General features: G+C 57.9%; 28 protein-coding genes. 16 read left to right on the forward strand and 12 right to left on the reverse strand.

All coding sequences use genetic code 11. From position 1 onward, the window contains the following. Positions 1-151: 151 nt before the first annotated feature. The 5 genes from B0B09_RS01685 to B0B09_RS01705 all read right to left on the reverse strand — a co-directional run bounded on the left by B0B09_RS01685 (position 152) and on the right by B0B09_RS01705 (position 7,107). Positions 152-1,333: an acetyl-CoA C-acyltransferase gene (locus tag B0B09_RS01685; protein ID WP_076658104.1), complete on the reverse strand. Its 1,182-nt coding sequence runs from the start codon at positions 1,331-1,333 to the stop codon at positions 152-154. After that, the gene (locus B0B09_RS01690) at positions 1,330-2,991 is read right to left on the reverse strand and encodes an AMP-binding protein (protein ID WP_076658105.1); all 1,662 of its coding nucleotides are present in this window, start codon (positions 2,989-2,991) and stop codon (positions 1,330-1,332) included. The genes B0B09_RS01685 and B0B09_RS01690 overlap by 4 nt, the downstream gene beginning before the upstream one ends. Before the next feature lie 70 nt (positions 2,992-3,061). Next, positions 3,062-4,597 (reverse strand): DUF2306 domain-containing protein, encoded by a 1,536-nt coding sequence (locus B0B09_RS01695; protein ID WP_076658106.1) that lies wholly within the window; start codon positions 4,595-4,597, stop codon positions 3,062-3,064. A gap of 83 nt (positions 4,598-4,680) precedes the next feature. Further along, positions 4,681-5,616 carry a SphA family protein gene (locus B0B09_RS01700; protein WP_076658107.1) on the reverse strand — a complete coding sequence of 312 codons (936 nt, stop codon included), beginning with the start codon at positions 5,614-5,616 and terminating at the stop codon, positions 4,681-4,683. 84 nt (positions 5,617-5,700) lie between these two features. After that, positions 5,701-7,107, reverse strand: a complete 1,407-nt coding sequence (locus B0B09_RS01705) for an aldehyde dehydrogenase family protein (RefSeq protein ID WP_076658108.1) — start codon at positions 7,105-7,107, stop codon at positions 5,701-5,703. A gap of 247 nt (positions 7,108-7,354) precedes the next feature. Between B0B09_RS01705 and B0B09_RS01710 the strand changes: the two genes are divergently transcribed. After that, positions 7,355-7,894, forward strand: coding sequence for a MarR family winged helix-turn-helix transcriptional regulator (locus tag B0B09_RS01710; RefSeq protein ID WP_165689278.1), 540 nt, complete (start codon positions 7,355-7,357; stop codon positions 7,892-7,894). Between the two features lie 21 nt (positions 7,895-7,915). On the opposite strand, the gene B0B09_RS01715 is transcribed toward B0B09_RS01710, so the two are convergent. Further along, positions 7,916-8,398 carry a MarR family winged helix-turn-helix transcriptional regulator gene (locus B0B09_RS01715; RefSeq protein WP_076658110.1) on the reverse strand — a complete coding sequence of 161 codons (483 nt, stop codon included), beginning with the start codon at positions 8,396-8,398 and terminating at the stop codon, positions 7,916-7,918. Between the two features lie 97 nt (positions 8,399-8,495). Between B0B09_RS01715 and B0B09_RS01720 the strand changes: the two genes are divergently transcribed. Genes B0B09_RS01720 through fahA form a run of 6 tightly spaced genes read left to right on the forward strand, consistent with a single transcriptional unit; the run spans position 8,496 to position 14,482 of the window. Continuing rightward, positions 8,496-9,446 (forward strand): MBL fold metallo-hydrolase, encoded by a 951-nt coding sequence (locus tag B0B09_RS01720; RefSeq protein WP_076658111.1) that lies wholly within the window; start codon positions 8,496-8,498, stop codon positions 9,444-9,446. Beyond that, positions 9,443-11,047: an FAD-dependent oxidoreductase gene (locus B0B09_RS01725; RefSeq protein WP_076658112.1), complete on the forward strand. Its 1,605-nt coding sequence runs from the start codon at positions 9,443-9,445 to the stop codon at positions 11,045-11,047. The genes B0B09_RS01720 and B0B09_RS01725 overlap by 4 nt, the downstream gene beginning before the upstream one ends. Further along, positions 11,044-11,241: a DUF2783 domain-containing protein gene (locus tag B0B09_RS01730; protein ID WP_076658113.1), complete on the forward strand. Its 198-nt coding sequence runs from the start codon at positions 11,044-11,046 to the stop codon at positions 11,239-11,241. The genes B0B09_RS01725 and B0B09_RS01730 overlap by 4 nt, the downstream gene beginning before the upstream one ends. Further along, the gene (hmgA, locus tag B0B09_RS01735; protein ID WP_076658114.1) at positions 11,238-12,587 is read left to right on the forward strand and encodes a homogentisate 1,2-dioxygenase; all 1,350 of its coding nucleotides are present in this window, start codon (positions 11,238-11,240) and stop codon (positions 12,585-12,587) included. Before B0B09_RS01730 ends, hmgA begins: the two co-directional genes overlap by 4 nt. Next, complete coding sequence (gene maiA, locus B0B09_RS01740) at positions 12,584-13,213, forward strand: maleylacetoacetate isomerase (RefSeq protein ID WP_076658115.1); 630 nt, start codon at positions 12,584-12,586, stop codon at positions 13,211-13,213. The genes hmgA and maiA overlap by 4 nt, the downstream gene beginning before the upstream one ends. A 12-nt stretch (positions 13,214-13,225) precedes the next feature. Continuing rightward, entirely contained in the window at positions 13,226-14,482 is a 1,257-nt protein-coding gene (fahA, locus tag B0B09_RS01745) for a fumarylacetoacetase (protein WP_076658116.1), read from the forward strand. A 429-nt stretch (positions 14,483-14,911) separates the two neighbouring features. On the opposite strand, the gene B0B09_RS01750 is transcribed toward fahA, so the two are convergent. The 4 genes from B0B09_RS01750 to B0B09_RS01760 form a co-directional block, all read right to left on the reverse strand. Then, positions 14,912-15,553 carry an NAD(P)-dependent oxidoreductase gene (locus B0B09_RS01750; RefSeq protein WP_076658117.1) on the reverse strand — a complete coding sequence of 214 codons (642 nt, stop codon included), beginning with the start codon at positions 15,551-15,553 and terminating at the stop codon, positions 14,912-14,914. A gap of 102 nt (positions 15,554-15,655) precedes the next feature. Continuing rightward, positions 15,656-16,267 carry a DODA-type extradiol aromatic ring-opening family dioxygenase gene (locus B0B09_RS01755; protein WP_242654385.1) on the reverse strand — a complete coding sequence of 204 codons (612 nt, stop codon included), beginning with the start codon at positions 16,265-16,267 and terminating at the stop codon, positions 15,656-15,658. A gap of 21 nt (positions 16,268-16,288) precedes the next feature. After that, positions 16,289-16,453: a hypothetical protein gene (locus B0B09_RS18080; RefSeq protein ID WP_242654321.1), complete on the reverse strand. Its 165-nt coding sequence runs from the start codon at positions 16,451-16,453 to the stop codon at positions 16,289-16,291. Positions 16,454-16,518: 65 nt separating this feature from the next. Then, positions 16,519-16,968: a DoxX family protein gene (locus B0B09_RS01760; protein WP_110549912.1), complete on the reverse strand. Its 450-nt coding sequence runs from the start codon at positions 16,966-16,968 to the stop codon at positions 16,519-16,521. A gap of 94 nt (positions 16,969-17,062) precedes the next feature. Here B0B09_RS01760 and B0B09_RS01765 point away from each other — a divergent pair, with 94 nt between their 5' ends. Continuing rightward, positions 17,063-17,971, forward strand: coding sequence for a LysR family transcriptional regulator (locus tag B0B09_RS01765; RefSeq protein ID WP_076658119.1), 909 nt, complete (start codon positions 17,063-17,065; stop codon positions 17,969-17,971). A 96-nt stretch (positions 17,972-18,067) separates the two neighbouring features. Here B0B09_RS01765 and B0B09_RS01770 read toward each other — a convergent pair whose 3' ends face one another. Continuing rightward, positions 18,068-18,946, reverse strand: a complete 879-nt coding sequence (locus tag B0B09_RS01770; protein ID WP_076659733.1) for a LysR family transcriptional regulator — start codon at positions 18,944-18,946, stop codon at positions 18,068-18,070. A 111-nt stretch (positions 18,947-19,057) separates the two neighbouring features. On the opposite strand from B0B09_RS01770, the gene B0B09_RS01775 reads away from it, so the two are divergent. The 4 genes from B0B09_RS01775 (at position 19,058) to B0B09_RS01790 (ending at position 22,323) form a co-directional block, all read left to right on the forward strand. Beyond that, the gene (locus B0B09_RS01775; protein WP_076658120.1) at positions 19,058-19,420 is read left to right on the forward strand and encodes a DoxX family protein; all 363 of its coding nucleotides are present in this window, start codon (positions 19,058-19,060) and stop codon (positions 19,418-19,420) included. A gap of 354 nt (positions 19,421-19,774) precedes the next feature. Further along, positions 19,775-20,770 carry a tRNA dihydrouridine(20/20a) synthase DusA gene (gene dusA, locus B0B09_RS01780; RefSeq protein ID WP_076658121.1) on the forward strand — a complete coding sequence of 332 codons (996 nt, stop codon included), beginning with the start codon at positions 19,775-19,777 and terminating at the stop codon, positions 20,768-20,770. Positions 20,771-20,782: 12 nt separating this feature from the next. Continuing rightward, complete coding sequence (locus B0B09_RS01785; protein ID WP_076658122.1) at positions 20,783-21,601, forward strand: sulfite exporter TauE/SafE family protein; 819 nt, start codon at positions 20,783-20,785, stop codon at positions 21,599-21,601. Positions 21,602-21,639: 38 nt separating this feature from the next. Further along, positions 21,640-22,323 (forward strand): hypothetical protein, encoded by a 684-nt coding sequence (locus B0B09_RS01790; RefSeq protein WP_311135447.1) that lies wholly within the window; start codon positions 21,640-21,642, stop codon positions 22,321-22,323. Here B0B09_RS01790 and B0B09_RS01795 read toward each other — a convergent pair. Next, positions 22,320-22,979 carry a helix-turn-helix transcriptional regulator gene (locus tag B0B09_RS01795; RefSeq protein WP_076658124.1) on the reverse strand — a complete coding sequence of 220 codons (660 nt, stop codon included), beginning with the start codon at positions 22,977-22,979 and terminating at the stop codon, positions 22,320-22,322. The two genes, B0B09_RS01790 and B0B09_RS01795, sit on opposite strands and share 4 nt — an antisense overlap. A 205-nt stretch (positions 22,980-23,184) precedes the next feature. On the opposite strand from B0B09_RS01795, the gene B0B09_RS01805 reads away from it, so the two are divergent. Genes B0B09_RS01805 through B0B09_RS01820 form a run of 4 tightly spaced genes read left to right on the forward strand, consistent with a single transcriptional unit; the run spans position 23,185 to position 25,676 of the window. After that, the gene (locus B0B09_RS01805) at positions 23,185-23,397 is read left to right on the forward strand and encodes a twin-arginine translocase TatA/TatE family subunit (protein WP_055292409.1); all 213 of its coding nucleotides are present in this window, start codon (positions 23,185-23,187) and stop codon (positions 23,395-23,397) included. Between the two features lie 31 nt (positions 23,398-23,428). Then, the gene (tatB, locus tag B0B09_RS01810) at positions 23,429-23,857 is read left to right on the forward strand and encodes a Sec-independent protein translocase protein TatB (RefSeq protein WP_076658126.1); all 429 of its coding nucleotides are present in this window, start codon (positions 23,429-23,431) and stop codon (positions 23,855-23,857) included. Then, positions 23,854-24,837, forward strand: coding sequence for a twin-arginine translocase subunit TatC (gene tatC / locus B0B09_RS01815; RefSeq protein WP_055292413.1), 984 nt, complete (start codon positions 23,854-23,856; stop codon positions 24,835-24,837). The genes tatB and tatC overlap by 4 nt, the downstream gene beginning before the upstream one ends. After that, the gene (locus tag B0B09_RS01820) at positions 24,834-25,676 is read left to right on the forward strand and encodes an ATP-binding protein (RefSeq protein WP_076658127.1); all 843 of its coding nucleotides are present in this window, start codon (positions 24,834-24,836) and stop codon (positions 25,674-25,676) included. The genes tatC and B0B09_RS01820 overlap by 4 nt, the downstream gene beginning before the upstream one ends. Positions 25,677-25,688: the final 12 nt, after the last annotated feature.

Genomic DNA, 25,688 nt, shown 5'->3' on the forward strand with positions numbered 1-25,688 from the left:
CAAAGATTGCTTAGAAACAAGGATATTGTCTATCCCCTTCTTGCGCCGCAACACCGGACAGCCCTGTCATCTGGATTACGCAGTTTCTTTGGATATCAGCCGTGACTTTTGTTTCTTTTACGCAGGTCAGTCCGACCGGCTGCCTGTGTGATCAGAAGATTTCAAAAAGACCAGCCGCGCCCATGCCACCGGCAATACACATGCTGACAATACCGTATTTTGCACCTCTGCGGCGCCCTTCCAGCAACAAATGGCCTGTCAGACGTGCGCCAGTCATACCGAAGGGATGGCCAACGGAGATAGAACCACCGTTGACGTTCAGTTTGTCCGGGTCAATTTCGAGCTTCTGCGCGCAGTAGATCGCCTGGCTGGCGAAAGCCTCGTTGATTTCCCACAGATCGATATCCGACACCCGCAGCCCGGCCCTGCGCAACAGTTTGGGGATCGCGAACACCGGACCGATGCCCATTTCATCTGGCTCGCAGCCCGCCACGGCAAAACCGCGCAGCGCGCCCAGTGGTGTGGCATCGGAAGAAGCTGCCACGGCTTCTGACACCACCACACAGGCCGAAGCTCCGTCGGACAATTGCGAGGCGTTGCCGGCTGTTACAAATAGATCGGGGCCATTTATCGGGCTCAGACCAGCAAGATCTTCCAATGTGGTATCGGGGCGGTTGCATTCATCGCGTGTCACGGTCACGGCCTTTTGGCTGACAGCGCCGGTATTGCGGTCCTTGACCGTCATCACTGTCTCCATCGGCACGATTTCCGCATCGAACAGACCCGCTTGCTGGGCCGCGGCAGTGCGCTGCTGGCTTTGCAGGGCAAACGCGTCTTGCGCATCGCGGCTGATCCCGTAGCGGGCGGCCACAATATCGGCGGTCTCGATCATTTCCATGTAAACGGCAGGTTTGTGTTCTGCCAGCCACGCATCTTGCAGCGCGTTGGTGTTCAGGACCGGCTGAACCATGGAGATGCTCTCGACCCCGCCTGCGACCACGGCAGAGGCTTCGCCCAGCCGCACCGCTGCATGGCCCATGGCGATGGCCTGTAGTCCCGATGCGCAGAACCGGTTCACTGTTTGCCCTGGTACGCTAACGGGCAGGCCGCCCCGCAAGGCCGATTGCCGTGCGATGTTCATGCCGGTGGCCCCTTCGGGAAAGCCGCACCCAAGGATCACATCCTCGATCTGGTCCTCTGCCAGACCTGCGCGCGTGACGGCGTGCTTGATCACATGGGCACCCAGTGCCGCCCCATGGGTGGCATTCAACGATCCGCGAAAGCTTTTGGCAAGCCCAGTGCGAGCTGTGGACAGGATCACGGCGTCAGTCATGTATTTACCTTTGCATCTTCGTTGTCTTGCAGTGTGCGCCAAAGCACTTTGCCCGCGGGGCTTTTGGGAAGGCTGTCCACCACTTCAAGTAAACGCGGGACCTTGTAAGCCGCCATATGGTCTTGCGCCCAAGCGGTCAGGTCTTCTGCTGTGAGCGTTGTGCCTGTTTTGAGGACGGCCACGGCTTTCACGGTCTGGCCGCGATAGGCATCTGGGGCGCCGACCACACAGACTTCGGCGATAGCGGGGTGCTGATAGAGGCGGCTTTCGACCTCTGCAGGCCAGACCTTATAGCCCGAGGCATTCACCATGCGTTTCAGCCGATCAACGATGGTAATCCGGCCTTGCTCATCGGCCTGCGCAAGATCGCCCGTCCGCAAGAACCGTTTGCCTTCAAGCGTGATGAAGGTCTCTTGGTCGGCATCTGGGTTATTCCAGTAGCCGCGCAACATCTGCGGGCCCGACACAACAATTTCACCGACGTCGCCAGCGGGCACGGGTGCCAAAGTATCAGGGTCAAGCAGGGCCAGATCGGTGTCCATCACAGGCATGCCGACGCTGCCGGTCTTGGGATTCTCGGCACTATTGTGCGTAATCGGCCCCATGGCTTCCGTCATGCCATAGACTTCGACGAATTGCAGTCCGGTCAGATCGCGCAACCTGCCAGCCACCGCATCAGGCATCGCGCTGCCACCACCATAGATCAGGTCCAGGCTGGCAAGGTCTTCCGCTTTCAGACCTTCGGCATTCAGCAGATCGATGATCGCTGTGGGAACGGTGCACCAGACGGACACGCCATAGGCCGCAATCAGACCGGCGGCGGCGTTGCGATCCCAGCGGGACATGATCACAATCGTCGCTTGCGTGGCGATGGCGGCGTTCATGATCCCTTGCATGCCGACGATATGGAACATCGGGGTTGCGCCCAGATGGACCTCGTCTCCGGTATAGTGAAACCAGCTGGCCATGACATTGACAGCGTGCAGCGCAGTGGCATGCGTATGGATGCAGCCTTTGCCACGTCCGGTCGATCCGGATGTATAGGGCATGATCGCCACGTCATCCACGGCAAGTGCTACAGGCGCGAAAGGGCACTCCATCGCCATCATCTCGGTCCAGTCGACGACGCCGGTCATGGGGTCTGTTGCTTTGGTCGACGGGAAATCAGGCACCGGAACCAATGGCGAAGCAGGCAGCTCTGATCCGTAATAGGCTGTCATCACGTGGTCCAAGACGCCAGTCCCTATCAAAGGGGCGGCGGTGCCGACTGTGTCTTGCGCAGCAAAAACGGTGCGTATGCCCGCATCCTTGCAGATATAGGTAACTTCATCCTGCTTGTGCATGGCATTGATTGGAACAGCAACGCCGCCTGCACGGATCACGCCATAGAAAGCCGCCACAAACTGCGGCGCGTTTTGCATATAGATGCCGACCCTGTCGCCCTTTGCGACATTGCAGACCTTTTGCAAGTAGCCCGCAATCTGGGTCACCTCAGCGTCAAGAGCCGCATAAGTCTTTGTCGCACCGTAGAAGACCAGCGCCGGTTTGTCAGGCACGGCCGCCGCCGCTGCGCGCAGATTGTCATCCAGCGTATGGGTGGCGGGTGGCAGTGTTCTGGGCAGACCCGCAGGCCAGTGATCCAAATGTGTCCGAAGCATCTTTATCCCCTCCAACCTTTTGCGACAGCGGAGCCGATTTATCGGCCCCGCTGTGGGTTTCATGCGCGCTTCAGGAAATGACCCGCGACTGGGTTTCGCGGCTGGTCATCATGCCGATGAAGCCGTTGAACGTCGGCGTCAGGATCGCGGCACCTGCAGCCAGCACGTAGCCGTGGCCGCGGTCTGCGTAGTAGGTCGGGACAACATCCAGCAAGTACCAAAGCCCATGGCCCCAGACGATCAGTGCAGGCGCAAAGGCAAAGTTCACGGCAAAAATCATGACCTCGTGCCAGAGGTTTTCGCGGCCGCGGCTTTGGAAATAGAGCGCAAGCAATGCAAAGGCGGTCAGGGACAGACCAGAGACGATATAGAAACCGCCACCTGACGTCACCGCCATGCTGGGTTCGCCCAACTGCTCGCCCCAGGCGATCTGTTGCAGGCCGGCCAGGACCGCGCTGACGTAAAAGATGTTTCGCGCCAGTGTTGATGTACCATCGCGCATCATCAACCACATGCCCGACACGATGGCCGCCGCGATCAAAATACCGAAACCTGCTGTTTGCACATATCTACCTGCATAAAGCGCCGCTTCGGCTGCCAATGTAGTCGCGGGGGCAACGTCCTGTGCAACGGTCCAGCCGCTGAGCCCCGTACCGGTCAGATAGCTGGCCAGAACAGTCAGGACCGCTGCGACAGTCGCGAGACCCAAAAAGACCTGCAGGCCAACCGGATGTGGTGCGACCTCGACCGGCTTGGGGCGGACGGGTGCGGTCGACCGGTTCCACGCGAAAAGCGCATAGCCAATCAGCAGACACTGCCAGAAGGTCAGGATATTGACGAGGTTATTGACCTCACCTTGCGTCAGATGCGGATAGACCCATCCCAAGACGGCCCAGTCATAGCGCTGGATCGGCGCATTCAAGAAGGCCGCGAACGTATAGATCTGAAAGCCAAGGTGCAGCGGAAAGTTGCGTTTCTTGATGAACACGATCGCGAGGACCTGTGCGATAATCGTGCTGAGCGCGAGGAACCACAGCTGAATATGGAACGCAAACCCCTGATAGGTGTTTTCAATGCCTGTATGCACCATGTGATAAATCGCAGCAAAACACATCGCAAATAGTGCCAAGATATAGGCCCCGCCGATGGCGCGGTGTGCTTTTCGATGTTTCTTGCGAAAGGACGGGGTGAACTGGAACATGCCAAGGATCAGCACCGCACCGCCCAGAACCATGTGCAGGCTCAGCGCTGACTTCTCGACCGGCGCCATGCTGTCGTAATAGCGCACCGGATCGGAGTTGCCGTTGCTGCCGAAGCCGAAATAGGTGCCAGTGACCATCGCAGTCAGGTTGTTCCACAAAGGATAGGCTTCCTGCGCCTTCTCGGCGATTTCGGAATAAGGCACACCTTGGTTGCCCGCCGCCTCGACCTCGTCGAACAGCTGTTGATGGCTTGGGTCGTAGTTTTGCGGCAGCAGTTTGAAACCTGCCTCCCAGACCAGAAAGCTGTAAAAGGCCAGCGCCACACAAAGCACGGCCCACAAGATGACTGGTTTGGACACGCGCGCTGTTCTTTCGCGGGGGGGATCAATGGACTGGATTGTCATGGCATTTTTCCTGTTGCTACAAGAAGAGAGGGATAAGACGGGGCGGTCAGGCCGCCCCGGCGTGGTTTGTATCTACCTGCGGGTCACTGGCCAAAAACGGCGATCGGGACGATCACGTTGAACCAAAACCGGTCGCCGCCGCCTGTATTCTCGACAAGCACATCGGTTGTGTACATTGCGTTCAAATTGACCGGCCCCAGTTGCTTGGTCACCGACAACCCGACACCGGCAGATGCGCTGCGTTCTGCAACAAATCCGCCATAAGCCGCGTCAGGGTTTTCATCATCGGTGATCTGTTGGCGCCAATAGCCTACGGCACCGGCGCTGAAATCATTGCCCACGTCTTTCATTGCGGTCAGGTTCAGCATGACCTCGTCGCCGGAGGTGTAGCCGTTGTCTTCATTTTCCAGATTGGCAAAATACAAAAGATGCGCCGAGGCGTTCCAGCCGTCGCGCAAATAGCTGTAGCCAACGCTGGGCGAAATGGTCCAGAAGTTCTGGCCCGGATTGACCAGTTCCGCCGCATCCCAACCGGTCGGCGTATGAAAGCTGACACCTGCATTCAGGAACGCACCGGGTGTGATCTCCCACGCGATGTCGATAGGCCGGATTTCCATCGACCCGACACCGGAGTTTTCGGCATCCACAGGGCCGAACGGTGTCGCGATATTTTCCCCTTCGACGTCGATAAAAGGCACTGTCAGGAACGCGCGATATTCGCCGCCAAGCACCTGTTGGCCCGGCACAATCGCGAATTGCAGAACGGTGTCGCGGATCGTCAACTCGGTGGGCGTCTCGTTACCGTCGTCATCATAGAAAGTCTGATCGCTTAGCCCCGACCGGCTACTGACGAAAATGCCGTCAACCGGTGTCGGGCCTGCAATTGGCACGCCCATGCTGGCCCCGGGCGGAATGGTTGGCAGTACGCCGGGTTCGCGCGCGACAGCGCTGGTGGCGCAAACAAGCGCGAGGGCAGCGCAAGCACCGCTTCGGGCTGTGAATTTGGTAAGTTTTTTCATGGGTTTTATCCTGTTTCGCAGGCATCAGTGGTCCGGCCCGTCAAGTGCGGGGGGCGGGCAGGACCGTGATGCAGTACGCGCTGGTTACTGAAGAATGACCTGAATATCGGTGTTTTCCATCAGGCCCTCGTCGCCGAATTCGACGCCGATGCCGGATTTCTTCACGCCGCCGAAGGGGGCATTGGGTTGCAACGCACCATGCTTGTTGATCCAGACAGAACCAGCTTCCATGCGCAGCGCCAGTGATTTGGCCTTGTCCATATCATTGGTCCAGATCGACCCACCAAGCCCAGCATCCGAGGCGTTCGCGCGCTCCAGCGCGTCCTCGATATCGCGGTAACGCATCACCGGCACAGCGGGACCGAATTGCTCTTCGGTCACCAGCGGATGGTCGTCGGGCAGATCGGTGACAATCGTGGTCTCGTGGAACTGGCCCTCACCCGATTTGCCGCCCAGTTGGACAGTGCCGACCTGCGCCGCAGATTCAACCAGACGCGCAACTTTTTCGTGCTGGAACGGTGTCGTCAGCGGACCCATCAGCACGCCCTCGTCCATGCCATTGCCCATCGGCATGTTTTTGGCAACATTGACGAGTTCCGCGACAACCGCATCGTGGACATCTTCGTGTACGTAGACGCGCTTCATCGCGGCGCAGGTCTGCCCGGTATTGATAAATGCGCCCCAGAACAAACCCTCGGCAATCGCCTTGGGGTCGACATCTGGCAGGACGATGCCCGCGTCGTTGCCACCCAGTTCCAGCGTGAGACGCTTCATTGTCGTTGCGGCACCCTGCATGACCTTTTCGCCGGTCGCTGTCGATCCGGTGAACACGATCTTGCGGATGTCAGGGTGCTGGGCCATCGCGGCCCCGATGCTGGCACCCTGATCGTCGGATGTGACGACATTCAGAACACCTGCGGGCAGGATCTGGTTCATGATCTGCACGGCAAGCATGGTGGACAGCGGCGTAAACGGCGATGGTTTCACCACCACGGTATTGCCGGCAAGCAAGGCTGGCATAATGTGCCAGATCGCAATGATGACGGGCCAGTTCCATGGCAGGATGGATCCGACAACGCCCAAAGACTTGCGGTGCAGTTCAACGCGACCTTCTTCGTTGTCCTGCAGGACCTTCACAGGCATTTCAAGTGCGGCAGTGTATCTGGTCCAGGCAACGGCTCCGCCCAACTCAAAATGGGACCCGATGCCCGCCAAAGGCTTGCCGTTTTCACGTGTCAAAAGCTCGGCCAGTTCACCGGCGCGCGCCTCCATCGCGTCGGCCAGTGCATTCAGCGTCTTCTGACGTTCCGCATAAGGCAATGCCGACCAAGCCGGATAGGCCGCTTTGGCGGCGCTGACGGCGCGATCCAGTTCATCAAGGCTGGCGTTTGCGACACTGCCGATGACCTCACCTGTTGCCGGGTTCATCACGGCAAAACTCTCTTGTCCGGCGACCTGAAGGCCGCCGATTGTCATGCCCATATCAAGCATAATTCTCTCTCCCTAGTTCGGTGCGATCTTGTGGCACTTGCGGGCATCAAGGGCGAATCGCCGCTGCTGAACGCTAATGCTTTAAAAAGGCTCCTACATTTCCTCCGATCCACCTCGATTCTGCGGTGGAATACAAAAATGGTAGCGGATATAAGTTGCACGAGCAACATAAAGTTGCATGTGCAACACCGTACTTTGGCCGATGCAGGCCGTTGGCTTACATGCCGCAACGCAGTATGAGGGACCTATGGATGATCTAACCAAAGGCCCGATGGGCACGGACATGTATTTCGTTGATGTCGAAGACCCGAATACGGGTGAGACGTTTCAAACGCTCAGTATTTCGCGCACGCCTGCGATGCTGATGTCCTTTGCGGCCAACAAGTTTACCGAAGGGGCGTCCAATTACTTCAGCGACAATTTCGGTTTGGGGACCGTGGATTGGCGCATGCTTTTGTTGCTGGCGCGCACGCCGGGTGTGACGTCCGCCGAAGCGGCAAGCACAATTGGTGTGGATAAAGGGACCGTCAGTCGCAGTGTCAGTCGCCTGACCAAGAGTGAATTGATCAAGCTGGGCGAACTTCATGCAAACGGGCGCAGCCGCGGCCTCACGCTCAGCCCGACAGGCCGCGCACTGCACGACAAGATTTTGCAGGCGGCAACGGTTCAGAACAATTTTCTGATGAAAGGCTTTGATCCGGACGAAGTGGCCGTTTTCTGCGACTTTCTTCAGCGGTTCACGCAAAACCTGAACGAATTGATCGAACAAGGAAATTCCGCGTCTTAGGTGCCAAAGGCGTGGTAACGCCTATGCGCTATCAAGCGGCGGTTTCGGCATCGCCTTGGCCTTTGGGTCATCGTCCAAGACGCTGTGGAAATGGTCAATGACGCGGTAGAACGCCGCCATATCCGCCGGTGGCACGTCTTTCAAAAGGCGCGCTTCGGTCTGCGTGGCATCCGTCAGCAGGGCCTTGATCGCGTCTCTCCCTGTCTGCGTAAGTATAATTTCGATCAGTCGCGCGTCATTTGTGCTGCTGTGTTTTTCCACCAGCCCCGCCTTTTCCAACCTTCCGACAGCGCGGCTGACGCGGGATTTCTCAAGATTCGTAAAGTGCTGGATATCGCGGACAGACACCACGCCGCAATGTTGCAGGTGCACCAGAACCCGCCATTCCGCCACGCTCAGATCATGCGACGCTGCATAGTCGACCGACAGCCTGTTGCTGATCCGCTCGGATATGACTGCAAGGCGATAGGGAAGAAAATCCGACAAGCGGAAGCGGCTGTTCATAGGGGCACTCTCACGAATTTTGTCGCAGGATATTGACATTTGTTGCAGATGCAACGATTAACTTGTTGCAAATGCAACGATCTTCAGGGAGAGAATCATGGCCAAGGCATTCGCGTCACAAGGTGACATGACCGAAAAGGAAATTTCATTTACCAAGATCGGTCCGGGACTTTATGCCTTTACCGCCGAGGGCGATCCGAATTCCGGCGTCATTATTGGCGACGAAAGTGTTATGATCGTCGAAGCGCAGGCCACGCCCCGTTTGGCCAATAAGGTCATCGAATGCGTGCGCAGCGTGACAGACAAGCCTATTTCCCATGTCGTGCTGACCCATTATCACGCGGTGCGGGTTCTTGGCGCGAGCGCCTTTGGTGCCGATCAGATCATCATGTCCGATGCGGCACGCGGCATGGTCGAAGAACGCGGGCAAGAAGATTGGGACAGCGAATTCCAACGGTTCCCGCGTCTGTTCGAGGGGCACGAGAGCATTCCCGGGCTTACCTATCCCACAACGACGTTTAGCGATTCGATGACCGTCTACCTTGGTAACCGCCGGGTTGAGATCAAGCAGATCGGCCGCGCTCATACTGCTGGCGACAGCATCGTTTGGGTGCCGGATGCGCAAACCATGTTTACCGGTGATATCGTCGAATACCATTCCGCCTGCTATTGCGGCGACGGCTATTTCCGCGAATGGGGGGCCACACTTGACGCTGTGAAAGCCTACAACCCGCAAAGCATCGCACCGGGCCGTGGCGACGCACTGATCGGGGTCGAAATGGTGGATGCGGCCCTTGCCGCGACACGGGATTTTGTCGACAGCACCTATCTGCCCGTGGCACAGGTCGCCGCCCGTGGTGGGACTTTGAAAGAGGCATGGGACGCCGTACGCGCCGCCTGTGATCCAAAATTCAAAGACTACGCCATCTACGAACACTGCCTACCGTTTAACGTAGCCCGCGCCTATGACGAGGCGCGCGGCATCGACCACCCGCGCATCTGGACCGCCGAACGTGATATCGCGATGTGGGAGGCGCTTCAGTCATGAACGCCCCGCTGCGCGACCGCTATCCACTTGCGTTTCAGCTGTACCCCTACGCGCGCAGTGCCGATCAGGATGCAGCCACCCCTGTGCGCCATCCGGTTGTGATCGTCGGCGGGGGGCCTGTGGGCCTGACATTGGCGCTCGATCTGGCCCGACGCGGCACACCCGCCCTTGTTCTGGACGATCACGAAGGGGTGGGGCAGGGATCACGCGCCATCTGTTTCGCCAAACGCACGCTAGAGGTCATGCACCGCCTCGGCGCGGGCGCGCCCATGGTCGAAAAAGGCGTCGTCTGGAACAAGGGCCGCGTGTTCCGTGACCGCGATGAGGTTTTTGAATTCGACCTTCTGCCGGAAAGCGGCCACCGCAATCCTGCCTTTATCAACCTGCCGCAAACCCAGTTTGAAAAGTTTCAGGTCGAGGCGGTTCGACGTGCACAAGCAGACGGACAGCCGATGGATATTCGCGGCAAAAACCGTGTCGATGCCGTCACCGACATGGGTGACCACCTGCTGCTGGACCTGATGACCCCCGAAGGCCCCTATCAAATCGCAGCCGACTATCTTGTCGCCTGCGACGGCGCGCGCTCGCCGTTGCGCGATATGATGGGCCTCGCCTTTGAGGGGCGCGTGTTCGAGGACAATTTCCTGATCGCCGATGTCAAAATGACGGCCGATTTCCCCACCGAGCGCTGGTTCTGGTTCGAGCCTTGGTTCAAATCCGGCGACAGTGCCCTGCTGCATAAACAGCCCGATGATATCTGGCGCATCGACTTTCAGCTTGGCTGGGACATCGACCGCGAGAAGGAATTGAAGCCTGAAAACATCCGCGCCCGCGTTGATCAGATGCTGGGGGAGGGGGTGGAATACGAACTCAATTGGTGTTCGATTTATACCTTCCAGTGCCGGCGGATGGAAAAGTTCCGCCATGGCCGCGTGATTTTTGCGGGCGACGCGGCGCATCAGGTGTCGCCCTTTGGGGCGCGGGGCGCGAATTCCGGTGTGCAGGATGCCGATAATCTGGGCTGGAAACTGGCGGCGGTGTTAAATGGCGCATCCGATACCTTGCTGGACAGCTATGACAGTGAACGTGTGCTTGCGGCGGATGAGAATATCCTGAACTCCAGCCGCGCGACGGATTTTCTGACCCCCAAATCAGATATTTCCAAAACCTTCCGCAATGCGGTGCTCGATTTGGCGAAAACCCATGCCTTTGCCCGCCCGTTGATCAATTCCGGACGGCTGAGCGTGCCCAGCGTCTACGACGGCTCACCGCTGAATGGCGCAGACGATCTGCAAGGCCCGGATCGCACCCGCCCCGGCGCGCCCTGTCCGGATGCCCCTGTCGGGAACGGCTATTTGCTTGATCACTTGACGGCTGGCTTTACCGTGCTGTCGATCGGCGCAGATGCGCCGGATGTTGCCGGAACGACATCTTTGCACATTGCCGACGCCTCACCCGAACTGGCGGCGCGGTATTTGGGCGATGCGCCCAGTGCCATCTACCTGATCCGCCCTGATCAACATGTCGCCGCACGTTGGGCCACTGCCGATGTGCCAAGCATCAAATCGGCGATAATAACCGCAATGGGGGGCGTGCAATGACCGATCTGAACCTTGATCCCAACATTCCGGATCACGACGCCTTTTATGCCGAACTGATCGACCTGCATAACGGGCTGGACGCGGCGCAAAGCAGCGCGTTGAACGCCCGTTTGATCCTGATCCTAGCCAATCATATTGGCGACAGAAACGTCCTGACACAGGCCTTTGCTGCCGCGAAAGGAGATGCCACATGACCAAGATACAACCCCATGACCTGATCCAATCGGACGGGGCCAGCACGACACCTGGCTATATGTCCGGCTGGGCCAATGATTTTGAGACCGAGGCGCTGCCCGGTGTGCTGCCACAAGGCATGAACTCGCCCCAAAAGGTGAACTACGGGCTTTATGCCGAACAACTGTCCGGCACGGCTTTCACCCAACCACGGCCAGAGCGGACGTGGTGCTATCGCATCCGTCCGTCGGTCAAGCACACGGCGCGGTTCACGCGCATTGATCTGCCTTATTGGAAGACAGCGCCGCATGTTCAGGAAGACATCACATCGCTCGGTCAATACCGTTGGGATCCGCTGCCGCATTCGGATGCACCGCTGACGTGGCTGACGGGCATGCGGACGATGACGACAGCAGGCGATGTGAACACCCAAGTGGGCATGGCGTCACATGTCTATCTGGTGACCGAAAGCATGAAAGACGCCTATTTCTATTCCGCTGACAGCGAGCTGCTGGTGGTGCCGCAAGAGGGGCGTCTGCGCTTTGCCACCGAGCTTGGGATCATCGATATTGAACCCAAGGAGATCGCCATCATTCCGCGCGGGCTGGTCTATCGGGTCGAGGTGCTTGAGGGGCCCTGCCGTGGCTTTGTCTGTGAAAACTATGGGGCGAAGTTTGATTTGCCGGACCGCGGGCCGATTGGCGCGAACTGTCTGGCCAACCCGCGTGATTTCAAGACACCCGTCGCCGCTTTTGAGGACCGTGAGACGCCATCCACCGTCACCGTCAAATGGTGCGGCCAGTTCCATGAAACCAAGATCGGCCACAGCCCCTTGGACATTGTCGCATGGCACGGCAACTACGCGCCGAGCAAATACGACCTGCGCACCTATTGCCCGGTCGGCGCAATCCTGTTCGACCATCCTGACCCGTCGATTTTCACGGTGCTGACCGCGCCCGGTGGGCAACCCGGTGTCGCCAACATCGACTTTGTGCTGTTCCGTGAACGCTGGCTGGTGGCCGAAGATACCTTCCGCCCGCCGTGGTACCACAAGAACGTCATGTCCGAGCTGATGGGCAATATCTATGGCCAGTATGATGCGAAACCGAATGGCTTTGCGCCGGGGGGCGTGTCGTTGCATAATATGATGCTGCCGCATGGGCCGGACATGGAGGCCTTTGAAAAGGCGTCGAACGCCAACCTTGGCCCCGACAAGCTGGACCAGACCATGTCGTTCATGTTCGAAACCCGTTTCCCACAGCATCTGACCCAATTCGCTGGTCAAGAGGCCCCGCTGCAAGACACCTACATTGACTGCTGGACCTCGCTTGAAAAGAAATTCGACGGCACACCGGGCAAGAAATGAAGCTCTATTGCTATTGGCGCTCGACCACGTCCTACCGCGTCCGTATCGCGCTGCATCTCAAGGGGGTGGTGTTTGACACGGTGCCTGTAAACCTTGTGACCGATGAACAGGCCCGTGCAGAGTATGCTGCGCTGAACCCGCAACGCGCGGTCCCAACGCTGGCGACCGATGAGGGCCTCGTGCTGACCCAGTCGCTGGCGATCATGGATTATCTTGATGCAATCGCCCCGGACCCGGGCCTGTTGCCCGGGGATGCCCCGATGCGGGCGCGGATGTTGGCCGCTGCACTGGTGCTGGCAAGCGATGTGCACCCTGTCAATAACCTGCGCGTGATGAAGCGCCTCAAGGACATGGGGCATAACCAGCAAGACTGCACCGACTGGATGCTGCATTGGATGGCCGAAGGGTTGACCGCATTCCAAGCCCTGATTGACCCTGACACGCCGTTCTGTTTTGGCGATAGGCCGACCTTTGCCGATATCTGCCTGATCCCGCAGCTTTATAACGCGCACCGCTGGGGGCTGGACATGGCCCCTTTCACCCGCCTCACCGACATCGAAGCGCGTTGCTTGGCCCTTGCGCCGTTTGATGCAGCCCGCCCTGAAAACCAGCCCGACGCAGTCTAAACGGAGACCCAGATGACTCTTATTCGTTCATGGATCGAAAGCGCAAACGCGCCGGACACCGACTTTCCGCTCAACAATTTGCCCTATGGGGTGTTCTCGCTCCCGAACGAAAACAAACGTATGGGAGTCGCGATCGGAGACAAAATTATTGACCTTCCCAAGTTGGTCGAGAACGGGCACCTGAGTCACGCAAACCTGATCCCGAACGGGCATGACAATCCTTTTCTGCAAGAAAGCTGGAATGATTTCATGGCGCTTGGGCCGGGGTTTTGGCGCTTCTTTCGAGAGGCTCTTACCAAATCCCTCAGCGAAGGATCTGATCCGTCACATATAGAAGAAGCCCTCGTTCCGATGGCAGAGGCCAAGCTCCTTATGCCGTTCCGTGTCTCGGAATTCACCGATTTCTACGCATCGCGCCACCATGCGACGAATGTCGGCACAATGTTCCGTGGTGCGGAAAACGCCTTGCCTCCCAATTGGCTGCACATTCCCATCGGGTACAACGGGCGCGCTTCATCGGTGGTGGTGGACGGGACTGACGTCATCCGTCCGCAGGGGCAGTTGAAGGGGCCAAACCAAGATGTGCCATCTTTCCTGCCGTCCCGCCGGTTCGATTTCGAACTGGAAATGGGTGCGATCGTTGGCGTCCCCTCCGACGGGCCGATCAGCCTTGATGACGCCATGGCGAATATCTTCGGCTATGTGATCCTGAATGATTGGTCCGCACGTGATATCCAAGCTTGGGAATACCAGCCGCTCGGACCGTTTCAGGCCAAGGCGACCGCCACCACAATCAGCCCGTGGATCGTGACGGCCGCCGCGCTAGAGCCATTCCGTGTCGACACACCCGAACGTGAGTTTGATCTTTTGGATCACCTCAAAGACACAGGCCCGATGCTTTATGACATCGACCTAGAGGTCGCGATTGCGCCTGAGGGCAAAGATGAAACTGTCATCACCCGCACCAATTATCGCGAGATGTATTATTCATCTGCTCAGCAATTGACCCATCACACAAGCAGCGGCTGCCCGATGCGGGTGGGCGATCTGCTGGGGTCGGGCACGATTTCTGGCCCATCCAAGGAAAGCCGTGGCGCCTTGCTCGAACTCAGCTGGGGCGGGAAAGAACCGCTGACCTTGGACACTGGCGAAACCCGTAGCTTTATCGAAGACGGTGACACAATCACGATGCGCGGTGCCGCGAAAGGCGACGGATACCGGATCGGCTTTGGTAAATGCGCAGGAAAAGTATTACCAGCACGGAGCTGACGGTGGCACCCAGATTCGACACCCTGATGGTTTGATCATTCGTCCATCTCGCCCGCTGCCGAGGCAACCTGACGACCGGCGCGTCAACGGAATAACACGCCGTCACTTGTAACATGGGTCAGACCATCAGGCTGTAATGCCACATTCACAGCCTTGACAGTGGAGTGACTGAACCAAATCTCGTTTTCGGAAGCGCGCAAGATTTGCGCTGCTTCCCGAAATATTCGACGGTTGCCGCCCTATAAAGGCAAACACTAAAACCCGTGTCAGGATGCCAACGAAGGTCGCCACACACCTGGCGACCCATAGAATGCCGCTTTCGTTTTCTTTGGTATTTCGGGGTCTTGTGCGCGCCCGCGTCACGGCACCTCGAATTCGAGGCATGCCGTGTACTACAGGGGCGTCGCTTCCGACGAACCGATTTTGGCTTTATCTCTCAGAGACGACGGGGGTTTGACCAACGTGGCTGTCATTTTCAACGCAATCCAGCATGAATTTTGCAACGGCGCTGCGACGTACCATCATGCCCGGCTTGGGGGTCGTTGCCGTTCCGACGATCAACGCTTTCTCCTTCTCGCTGTTGGAAAGCCCCATCGCCCGCACGAGGGTCCAAGACGCGTCAGAAGCACGAAACGCTTGTTCGACGCTGTTGTGATCCGCGTAGGCATACCCGAGGTTGGTCCGCTTGATCATGAACCGCATGAACCAAGGGGCCGTTTCAAAGCTATCTCCGACACCAGCCGCCGACAAAAAGACGACACGCTTCTTGCCAAGGGCAATGATATTCTCAGCGACCTTTGTCAGAATCTTTTCCGTCGTAATCGGCTTTGCCCATGGCGCATCGGATTGGCGCGGGTTGTTGAGCGCAACCAAGATCGCGTCCTTGCCTTGCTCTGCTGCGGCAAGGTCAGCCGGGTTCGTCGGCGTGCCCTTGATGACCGTCAGGCCGTCTTGCGCTTGCATGCTATTTGGGTTGCGCACCAATGCGGTCACGTGGTGCCCTCTGGACAGGGCTTGGTCAACGATATGCTTGCCTGTGCGTCCACTGGCGCCAAGTACGAGAAGATTCATTTTTTGTTCCTTTTCAATGTTTTGTTAAGCAAGGCCAACCGTTCTGTCCGTGAAGCGATCAAGCACGACCGGCGCCCTGCAGTTTTGTGGCAGTGATGCGGATCAACCGAACTTGTAGTTCGAAACGGTGATGCCGGTCATTTCGCTGGTATGGTGATAAATCCGTTCTGCTGGTTCATCCTCCGCAGCGCCAAGTGCGACGAAGATCGGCACCAGATGGTCCTCTTCTGCGTGGCAGATACGCGCGGCGGGGGCGCTTTCCCATTTCAACATGGCTTTGTGCCGCACATCAGGTGCTGCCATCATCGCGTTAAACAGCCATGCATCAAACTCTGCCGAAGGGTCTTTCCCGACACCGCGCGGCAAACGCAAGTTGTGAAAGCTCAGGCCCGATCCGACGATCATGATTCCTTCATCCCGCAGTGGTCGCAATGCGCGGCCAATAGCGAAATGATCAGCCGGGTCGTAGGATTTCAGCATCGACACCTGAAAGATTGGCATGTCGGCCGCCGGGTACATGACCTCCATCGGGGCATAAAGCCCGTGGTCAAAACCGCGATCCGGGTCGATCCTTGCGGTAATCCCGGCCTTTTGCAGCAGCGCGAGGGTCCGGGCCGCGACATCGGGCGCACCGGGGGCGTCATAGGTGATTTCGTAGGTATGCGGCGGAAAGCCGGAATAATCATAGATCATCGGGGGCTTCGCCGCGCCCATGATGGCCACATCATCTTCTTCCTAGTGTCCCGATATCATCAGGATCGCTTTGGGGCGTTCGCCGTGGTCGGCGACCATCTGTTTGAGCGAAGCCTCGAGCGGGGCAAAGAATTCGCGCATGGGGGGGACCCAAGGCCATGGGCCGCCGCCGTGCGAGATAAAGTAGGTGGGCAGAGTCTTGGTCATTGGTATCTCAAACTAGTATCGGACAAAAAGGCGCTTGGGACTTCCCCCAAGCGCGTGATGTGTGTTCAGCCGCGCGGCGTGATCGGTGCCTTTCGGCCACGGCCCCAAAGCACGATCAGAGCACAGCCTATGTAAACGACGTTCAAAGGCAGAACCTCGAATTCGCCACGCGAGGCGTGAAACAGGATCGCAAGGATCTGCAGCAGTACACAGGCAGCCGCTGCGACGACGGTTAGGCGCGGCATGATGCGCGTCAAGGATGGCAGTAGCAGGCCAAGGCCACCGGCTAGATCGACCACGCCGATAAACCGGACGAAGCCTTCCGAGTATTCGCCCGCCCATGGCATCATCGCCGCAAGTTCCGGGATTGGCGTGAAAAGTTTCATCGCTCCCGACATGAGGAAGAGAGCCGAGCCGATCACTTGTGCTGCCCATATGCTGATATTGGCGCCTTTGGATACAGGCGCGGTGTTGAGTGTGGAGCTTATCACGGGGGTACCTCTCAAAATTTTCATTCGACATTTGTCGCCTGATGAGAGTCATACGCAGAAATAAAAAACTAAAAAATAGTGATAGTTTCGAAGTTCTTGTTCAGATAATCTGAACGCTATGGATGCAATTACTCTGGATCAATTCACAGTATTCCTCACGATCGTCGAAGAAGGCAGCTTTGCCGCGGCTGCGCGAAAGCTCGGTCGCGCGCAATCGGCCATCACCTATGCTGTTCAAAAGCTTGAAGATCAAAGCGGAGTCCCACTTTTCGACCGGACCGCTTACCGCCCCACTTTGACCGAACAAGGCCGCGCTCTGTTGCCACGCATCCGTCGGATCATGGACGACCTGGGTGAATTTCGCGTGCAGGCCCAGAGCATGTCAAAGGGTATCGAGGCTGAGTTGATATTGGTTGTCGAGACCTTTCTGCCGCTCTCGATATTCATGCCAGCCTTGCGCCATTTTCAGAGCGAATATCCGATGGTGCAGCTCAGGATCAATGCGGTGCGGCCGCAAGACGCATCGGGGCAGTTGCTGGAAAACCGCGCAGATCTTGGCCTTTTTCTGTTGTCGCCAAAATCAGAACCGGATCTGGAAAGTCGGGTGATTGCAGAGATGGACTTTGTCGCCGTTGCAGCGCCTGACCATCCACTCGCAGAACTGCCACCACACTTTCCGAAAGAGGCGATGCGGGACCATCTGCAGATTGTCGTGTCAGACCCAAAGGCGGTGACCGATAGTACGGCATACGGCGTTGTCGGTGTGAACCAGTGGCGCGTAAGCGATGTTCGTCTGCGCTATGAACTGGTGAAGAAAGGCATCGGCTGGGGGTCCATGCCACGACCGATGGTTGAAGCCGATCTGATGCGCGGAGAGCTTGTGGAACTGCTCCCTGCGCAGTGGGACTCGTCCAATTCAATGCCACGCTTCAAGATCGTCGTCGCCAGACGGAAAGACAAGGCCTTGGGGCCCGCCGGCAGTTTTCTTATGGCTACCCTGATTAACGGGTCTGGCTCCAACGATTGAAACAGCAATCCGTCATGCAGGCGTCGATGAAGCATTGGGTTGGCGCATTTAGATTGACCTGTATCAGTTCTGGAAAAACACCTCGGCTGCGCTTGTTTACCGATCCTGTTTTGATTTGAAGTGCTTGATACATGAAAGCATCGCCTGCACCTTTTCCGTGCGATGCAGGTCAACATGGGTGATGAGCCACCCCGTAACGGTCCAATCCGCAGTGGCCGGTAAGATCACGCGCAGATTATCACGCTTCTGGGCCTCTGCGTCGCTGAGAAAACCCAAGCCTAGGCCTGAATAGACGGCCCTTTCGATAATCCCGACATCGCGGGACGACAGGGCGACCGCTCTTGGATCGACGTTGTCCTGAATCCACGCGCCGAATGGAAGGCGCTCCAGTGGGAAGTCAGGCAAAACGAAAGCGTGGCCTTCAAAACCATCATGAACACCGGCCGGCCCGTGCCGTGTCAGATAGCTGTCATGGGCGTAAAGGTTGAACGTGATGTCGCCGAAATGCGTGACCACGTAGTCGGGATGATCCGGTTTGTTGCCTGCCCGAAGGGCGATATGTGCCTCTCCGTATTCGAGGCGGGCCAGATCCTCTGTCACATCGATCCTGACAGCGCATTCCGGATTTTCGATGCGAAATTTCTGGATCGCTTCCATGAGAAATCCCGCAAAGGGCGCAAGCAGCGTGAGTTTGATTTCACCGTCTATCTGACTCTTGCCACCTTTGACGCGGCCTGCCAGATCTTGGATCATTTCATCGGCCTTCTGGGCGACCCGAAGCACATCTTCGCCAGCCTCGGTCAACGTATAGCCCCGTGCGTGGCGTAGAAAGATCTTGGTGCCGATCTCCGCTTCCAGCGCATCAATATGGCGGTTTACGGTTGCGCGGTGTAGCTGCAGCGCCTCGGCAGCCGTGCTCACAGTGCCAAGGCGTGCCACGTGATAGGCCGTGCGCAATTCCGTCCATTTATCCAAAGAGCCACCTGTACAATTTTCGCGCATGTCATGCCTGAAATCGCGCGTTGATTGCGAATTTGCGGCGCTTTAGATCAGATATCAAGCAAAATGACATTCTAGGAGTTTTCAATGAAATATGTCTCGCTCGGCCTTCGCGGCCTTCTGACGCTCGCGTTTGTCGCCGCAGGTGGTGCAAAACTTGCTGGCGTTGAAATGATGGTTGGTACCTATGATGCGATCGGCGTGGGCCAGTGGTTTCGCTATCTGACCGGCGCGCTTGAGGTCGGTGCCGCAATCCTTCTGTGGTTGCCCGGCAAACAGGTACTGGCCGCAGCACTCCTCGGTGCAACGATGGTCGGTGCGGTTTTGGCCCATTTGTTCATCCTCGGTCCGTCGGCTGTTCCTGCGGTGGTCCTTGGCCTCATCTGTATCGCCGTGATCTACTTGCACCGTGACCAGATCGCTGATCCCTTGGGCCGTGCGACCGCCTGATCCGCTTTTCGCTAGGGTCGCGTGCAAACACTGTGCGCGGCCCAATCCCTGTTCCGATTAGTTGGACCAGACATGGAAATCGGTATCGACAGCTTTGCAGCTTTCTTGCCCGAAATGTAGGACCGGACCGGTCTAGGGGCAGGATTCCTCGAATTTCATAGCCAGAATGGAACGGTTGCTGCGAAAGTGATTGTGGCAGATTCACCAGTTTGGCCATTTGCCAACTTTCGACCCATCCGAACACCGCAGTGTACCTGTCTTCGCACTCTGTAGGGTGGCGCGTCATGCATCGTTTGCGTATGCTGCGCCCCGTGCGTCTGTCCCCAATGCTATCGGACCCGAGGAGAAAGCTGAATGCCCAACAACGCAGCCACTGCGGCAGCGAGATTGTCTATTGCGCCTATGATGGACTGGACGGACCGCCATTGCCGGTTTTTCCATCGCCTGATGTCGCGGCATGCGTTGCTGTACACGGAAATGGTGACAGCGCCGGCTGTGGTGCATGGCGATAAAGAACGCCTGTTGGGTTTTGATGCGCGCGAGCATCCCGTGGCGCTGCAGTTGGGCGGGTCTGATCCTGCGCAGCTCGCGCAAGCGGCGCGGATTGCCGAGGACTTCGGCTATGCCGAGATCAACCTCAATTGCGGGTGCCCCTCTGACCGTGTGCAATCAGGCAGCTTTGGCGCCGTGCTGATGGAAAACCCGGCTTTGGTTGCCGAATGCGTGGCAGCGATGATCGCGGCAGTGCGCGTTCCTGTGACCGTCAAGTGCCGGATCGGCGTGGATGACCAGGACCCGGCTGTGGTGCTGCCCGATTTTCTGGCCCAAGTTTCTGCGGCGGGGGTCCACAGGTTTTCGGTGCATGCGCGGAAGGCATGGTTGCAAGGGCTGAGCCCCAAAGAGAACCGCGATATCCCGCCATTGAATTATGATTTAGTGATGGAAATGAAGGGGTTGTTTCCGCATCTTCATCTAAGCGTCAATGGCGGTATCGCGACATTGGATGATGCGGTGGATTTCCTCGATCGCGGATTGGACGGCGTTATGATCGGGCGCGCGGCCTATCATACACCTGCGGATATCCTGCTTGAGGCGGATGCGCGTATCTTTGACGATCCCTTAGGGCGCACAGCCGAAGAAGTCGTCCATCTGATGTTGCCCTATATCGCGGATCACCTTGCAAAGAACGGCCGTTTGGGGCAGGTGACGCGCCATATGTTGGGGCTGTTTCAGGGCCGCCCCGGTGCACGGGGTTGGCGCAGGCATTTGTCCGAGAACGCCCATGTTGATGGGGCAGGACCGGACGTTGTCTTGGCCGCTCTCGATCACGTGACGCGAAAAGCGGCCTAAAGGGAAAAACAAATGGAAGATACGGTGCTGCTGGCCACGATGGCCGGTTTGCTTTTGGCGCTTGGGGCATTCTCGGGTGTGTTGGCGGGGCTTTTGGGTGTCGGCGGCGGGATCATTCTGGTGCCTGCATTTTTCTACGTCTTCAGCGGATTAGGCTATAACAGCCCCGAATTGATGCAAATCTGTCTGGGCACATCGCTGGCGACGATCATTGTCACCTCGCTGCGGTCGCTGTCTGCGCACAGTAAAAAAGGCGCAGTTGACTGGTCTATCCTCAAAGGGTGGGGGATCGGGATCGCCATTGGCGCTGCAATTGGCATGTTGGTGGCCTCGACGCTGCGGTCCGAGGTTTTGCAGGCAATTTTCGGTGTGCTGGCGGCGATGGTGGGGGTTTACATGGCCTTCGGGCGTGAAAAGTGGCGCTTGGGCGCAGAAATGCCCAAAGGTGTTTTGCGGGCGGTTCTGTCGCCTGTTATTGGGTTCCTCTCGGTGCTCATGGGGATCGGCGGCGGATCATTCGGGGTTCCTCTCATGTCATTGTTCAACGTGCCAATCCACCGCGCCGTAGCGACGGCAGCGGGGTTCGGTGTCATTATCGCGGTCCCTTCGGTGATCGGGTTTCTCTTGGTCGATATCGCTGTGGTACCGCCCTTCACCATCGGTGCGGTGAACTTTCTTGCCTTCGGTCTGGTTGTCACGATGACCCTGATTACGGCACCGTGGGGGGCTGCATTGGCGCATCGGATGGATGCCAAACCACTCAAGCGCATTTTTGGCGTCTTTCTGATCCTCGTGGCGCTCAATATGTTGCGCAAAGCGCTGGGATGGTAGGGCAGGACGGCTTTTGCGTCTTTCCACCGGATGCCGCGGTGGCACGGTGGGCTGCAGCTGCAAAATTGGCCGCCATCACGGTGCTTGGCGATGGTGGCGCGCGACGGCATGGCGGCACATGGTTTGTCGGGGTTGACGCTTTGCCTAATGCCCCTGACGGGAGCATCGGTGGCGTGCCTCTGGCAGGTGCTTGGCAAGCCCACGTAAAGGCGCCGCCCAATTGGCACCGCGCGCAGCTTTCTGTTGTTTTTCCGGGGTATCCGCAACAGGACCCCGGCGAAAGTGAGGCGGCACATCGCTTTCGGCGGGATCGTGATGCCGCGCATGTGGACGGGCTTTTGCCGGAAGGGCCGCAAAAGCGGCGGCATTTGCGCGAACCACACGGGTTTATTCTGGGATTGCCGCTTGATGCGGTGCGTGCCAGCCCGCTGGTGGTTTGGCGTGGCAGCCATGACATCATGCGTACGGCTTTCCATGCGGCTTTCGCTGGCATCCCGCCTGCGCAATGGGGTCATGTGGATGTCACCGAGGTCTATCAGGATGCGCGCCGCAAGGTTTTCGCGACCTGTGACCGGGTCGAAGTTGTTGCCGAACCCGGTCAGGCGGTCTTGCTGGATCGCCATATTCTGCACGGTGTCGCACCTTGGCCGCAGGATGTGCTGGGTGAGATGCGTATGGTGGCCTATTTTCGTCCGCAGATCAGCATAGAAGACTGGCTCTAGGCCTTGAGCCGGTTGAAATCCTTAAGTGCCTTGCCGGGTTCATCGACAAAGAGGCTTGGCAGAATGCGCTGGCTGGCGATCTGGTCAACCCTGATCTCATCAAATTGCGCAGTGGTTTCACACCAGACGACGCATGTCCAAAGGCGGCCCCAGTAATCAAGCTGGAGCGGCCGCACGATGCGCTTTTTGTTGTCCATGACAAGTTCCAGTTTTTGCCGCGTCCGCATGGCCTGACGCAGGATCGGCAGATGCTGAAAGCCCCGCGCGGCATCGGCGAAAGGATAGATTGCAAAGCCATAGCCGCTGGGTGCGCGACCACGGTCCTCGGGCATTACGGCATCAATCTTGCCCGAGAGGGCGCGGGCCGCCGCCGAAAGCTCAGGGTCGTTGCTTTGGATCACGGCGTTTAGGCCCAGATGCAGCGCCTCGACCTCGGTCATGGTCAGGTTCAGCGGGGGCAGGGTGATTGCGGCGGTCACGCGGTAGCCGATCCCGCGTTCACCCTCGATCGGGACGCCCGATGCGGCGAGCGTTTCCATGTCGCGGTAAATGGTGCGCAATGATACGTCTGTCGCTTGCGCCAGATCACTGGCGCGGTGCAGTGATCCATCCCGCATGATTTGAACAAGACGCATAAGGCGGTCGGCACGGCGCATGGTTTTCCTTTCGATTCGGGATAGTTTTGTCAATTTTCTGACAACTGACAAGTTTTTGTCACAACTATCAAAAAACCCTTGCAAAAAAGGCCTCTCCAGCCGCCAAAATCGCGAGTTCGCGCTTCCCTTGTGGCGCATCCGGCCCTATTTGTTCAATGAAGAGAATAAAATGACGCAGGGCACGCCCCGCTAAAGGAGAAGAGACATGCTTAACAATATCGGCCTTCCCGGCCTTCTTTTGATCGCTGTTGTGGTTCTGGTTCTGTTTGGCCGCGGCAAGATTTCCAGCCTGATGGGCGAAGTCGGCAAAGGCATTACAGCGTTCAAAAAGGGCGTCGATGATGGCAAAAAAGAAATCGAAGACGGCATGGCCGACGCCAAAGACGTGACGCCCGCAGAAGAAAAAGACAAAGTCTGATCGCTTTGCCGCATAATAAGGACTGCGTCTGATGTTTGGTCTTGGCTGGAGCGAATTGCTTGTTGTCGGCATTGTGGCCCTGATTGTGATCGGGCCCAAGGATTTGCCGGGCTTGTTCCGCACGATAGGGCAATTCACCGGTAAGGCCCGTATGATGGCGCGCGAGTTTTCGCGTGCGATGGAGCAGGCCGCCGATGATGCTGGCGTCAAGGATATCTCCAAGACACTGAACGCGGCAGCTAACCCCAAGAAATTCGGCGTCGACAAGATCAAGGAAGCGACCGGTGTCACCGAAACACCCTTGTCGCCCGAACGTCAGGCCGCAAAAGAGAAAATGAGCAAGGCGATGGGTGATGCAGCGCTTGCCCGTCAGGCGCGTGAGGCAGAAGAGGCCGCCGCCAAGGCCGCAGCTGCTGAGGCCCCCAAACCCGATACGCCCGCACCAGAGGCCAAGACATGAGCGCCCGAGACGAGATCGAAGACAGCGCAGCGCCGCTGCTGGAACACCTGACCGAACTGCGCTCGCGGCTGATTTATTCCGTGATGGCTTTCCTCGTCGGCATGATTATCTGCTTTTCCTTCGGCGGTGCCCTTTTGGATTTTTTGCTGGCGCCGATTGAGCGCACCATGCGGTCCTTGGGCAATCCCAACCCTGTGATGCAGTATACGGCGCCGCAAGAGTATTTCTTTACCTTGATCCGCATTTCGGTTGTGGGCGGGCTGGCGCTGTCTTTTCCCGTGATCGCTTATCAGCTCTGGCGCTTTGTGGCGCCCGGCCTTTACCGCAATGAAAAGAACGCCTTTCTGCCGTTCATCATTGCCTCGCCTGTGTTGTTCCTGATCGGGGCGGCCTTTGCGCATTACATTGTCGTGCCGCTGGCGATGGCATTTTTCCTTGGGTTTGCGGATTTGCCTTCTTTTGTGCAGGCCATCGCTGCAGAGGCAGTCCCGAACCCCGGAACCGACCTTCTGCCGGCTGCGGGTGGCGGGCTGACATTGCCGAGTGTCGCGCCTGATCTATCGGAAGGCGGTGTCGATATCGTCTTCAACGGCAAGGTGAACGAGACGCTTGATATCACACTGAAGATGATCGTGGCCTTTGGCGTGTGTTTCCAGCTACCTGTGCTGCTGACCCTGATGGGATCGGCCGGATTGGCCAGTTCGCGCGGCCTGCGCGGGACACGCAAATACGCTGTCGTTGGTATCCTGATTGTGGCTGCCCTTGTCACACCACCTGATGTCACGACGCAGTTGATCCTCTTTGTCGTCGTCTATGGGCTGTATGAAATCTCAATTCATCTGGTCGCTGCGGTCGAGCGCAAGAAAGACCGCGCCGCCCGTGCAGAAGGCATCATTGGCGAAAACGAGAGCCTCTTTGACATCGATGAGGATGATCTTTCGGATGGCGAGGCTGCGGCTGATGAGGGTACCAAAGGGTGAGCAAGAAGGCCCTGAAACGGATCGCTGCCGCGCTTGAGCGCATCAGTCCGGCCCCCATCGGGACCCCTGATTTTAGCGCAGCCTCGGCCTTTGTCTGGCATCCTGATCCTGATCGCCTTGTCCCTGTCGCGCGGGTGAACCGCGTCGGTGTTGAACTGCTGGTTGGCGTCGACCGGTCACGCGATACGCTGATGGCCAATACGGTTCAGTTTGCTGCTGGATTGCCAGCAAACAACGCGCTGTTATGGGGTGCGCGTGGCATGGGAAAATCAAGCCTTGTCAAAGCGATACATGGCGCTGTGAGTGCGGATTATCCGGCGTTGAAGATTGTCGAGGTCCAGCGCGAGGATCTGCCCAGCATCGGCCGTTGCCTGAACCTGCTACGCGGCGCGCCCGAGCGCTTTATCATGTTTTGTGATGACCTGTCTTTCGGGCACGACGATGCACATTACAAATCGCTCAAGGCGGTTCTGGATGGCGGGATCGAAGGGCGGCCTGATAATGTCGTTCTTTATGCGACATCCAACCGGCGGCACCTGATGCCGCGCGATATGATCGAGAATGAGCGCTCATCTGCGATTTCCCCGTCCGAGGCGGTGGAAGAGAAGGTGTCGCTGTCTGATCGCTTTGGTCTGTGGCTCGGCTTCCACCCCTGCGATCAGGATGAATACCTTGCGATGATCCGCGGCTATTGCGATGCCTATGGTGTCGCGATTGATGACGCGACACTGCGGGCCGAAGCCATCGAATGGCAGGCCACACGTGGCAGCCGCTCGGGCAGGGTGGCCTGGCAGTATTTCACAGACCTTGCCGGCAGGCGCGGTGTGAGCCTGTCGTAAGGTGGATCATGA

It is taken from the genome of Yoonia rosea (genome assembly GCF_900156505.1).
In the GTDB taxonomy this organism is placed as follows: Bacteria; Pseudomonadota; Alphaproteobacteria; order Rhodobacterales; family Rhodobacteraceae; genus Yoonia; species Yoonia rosea.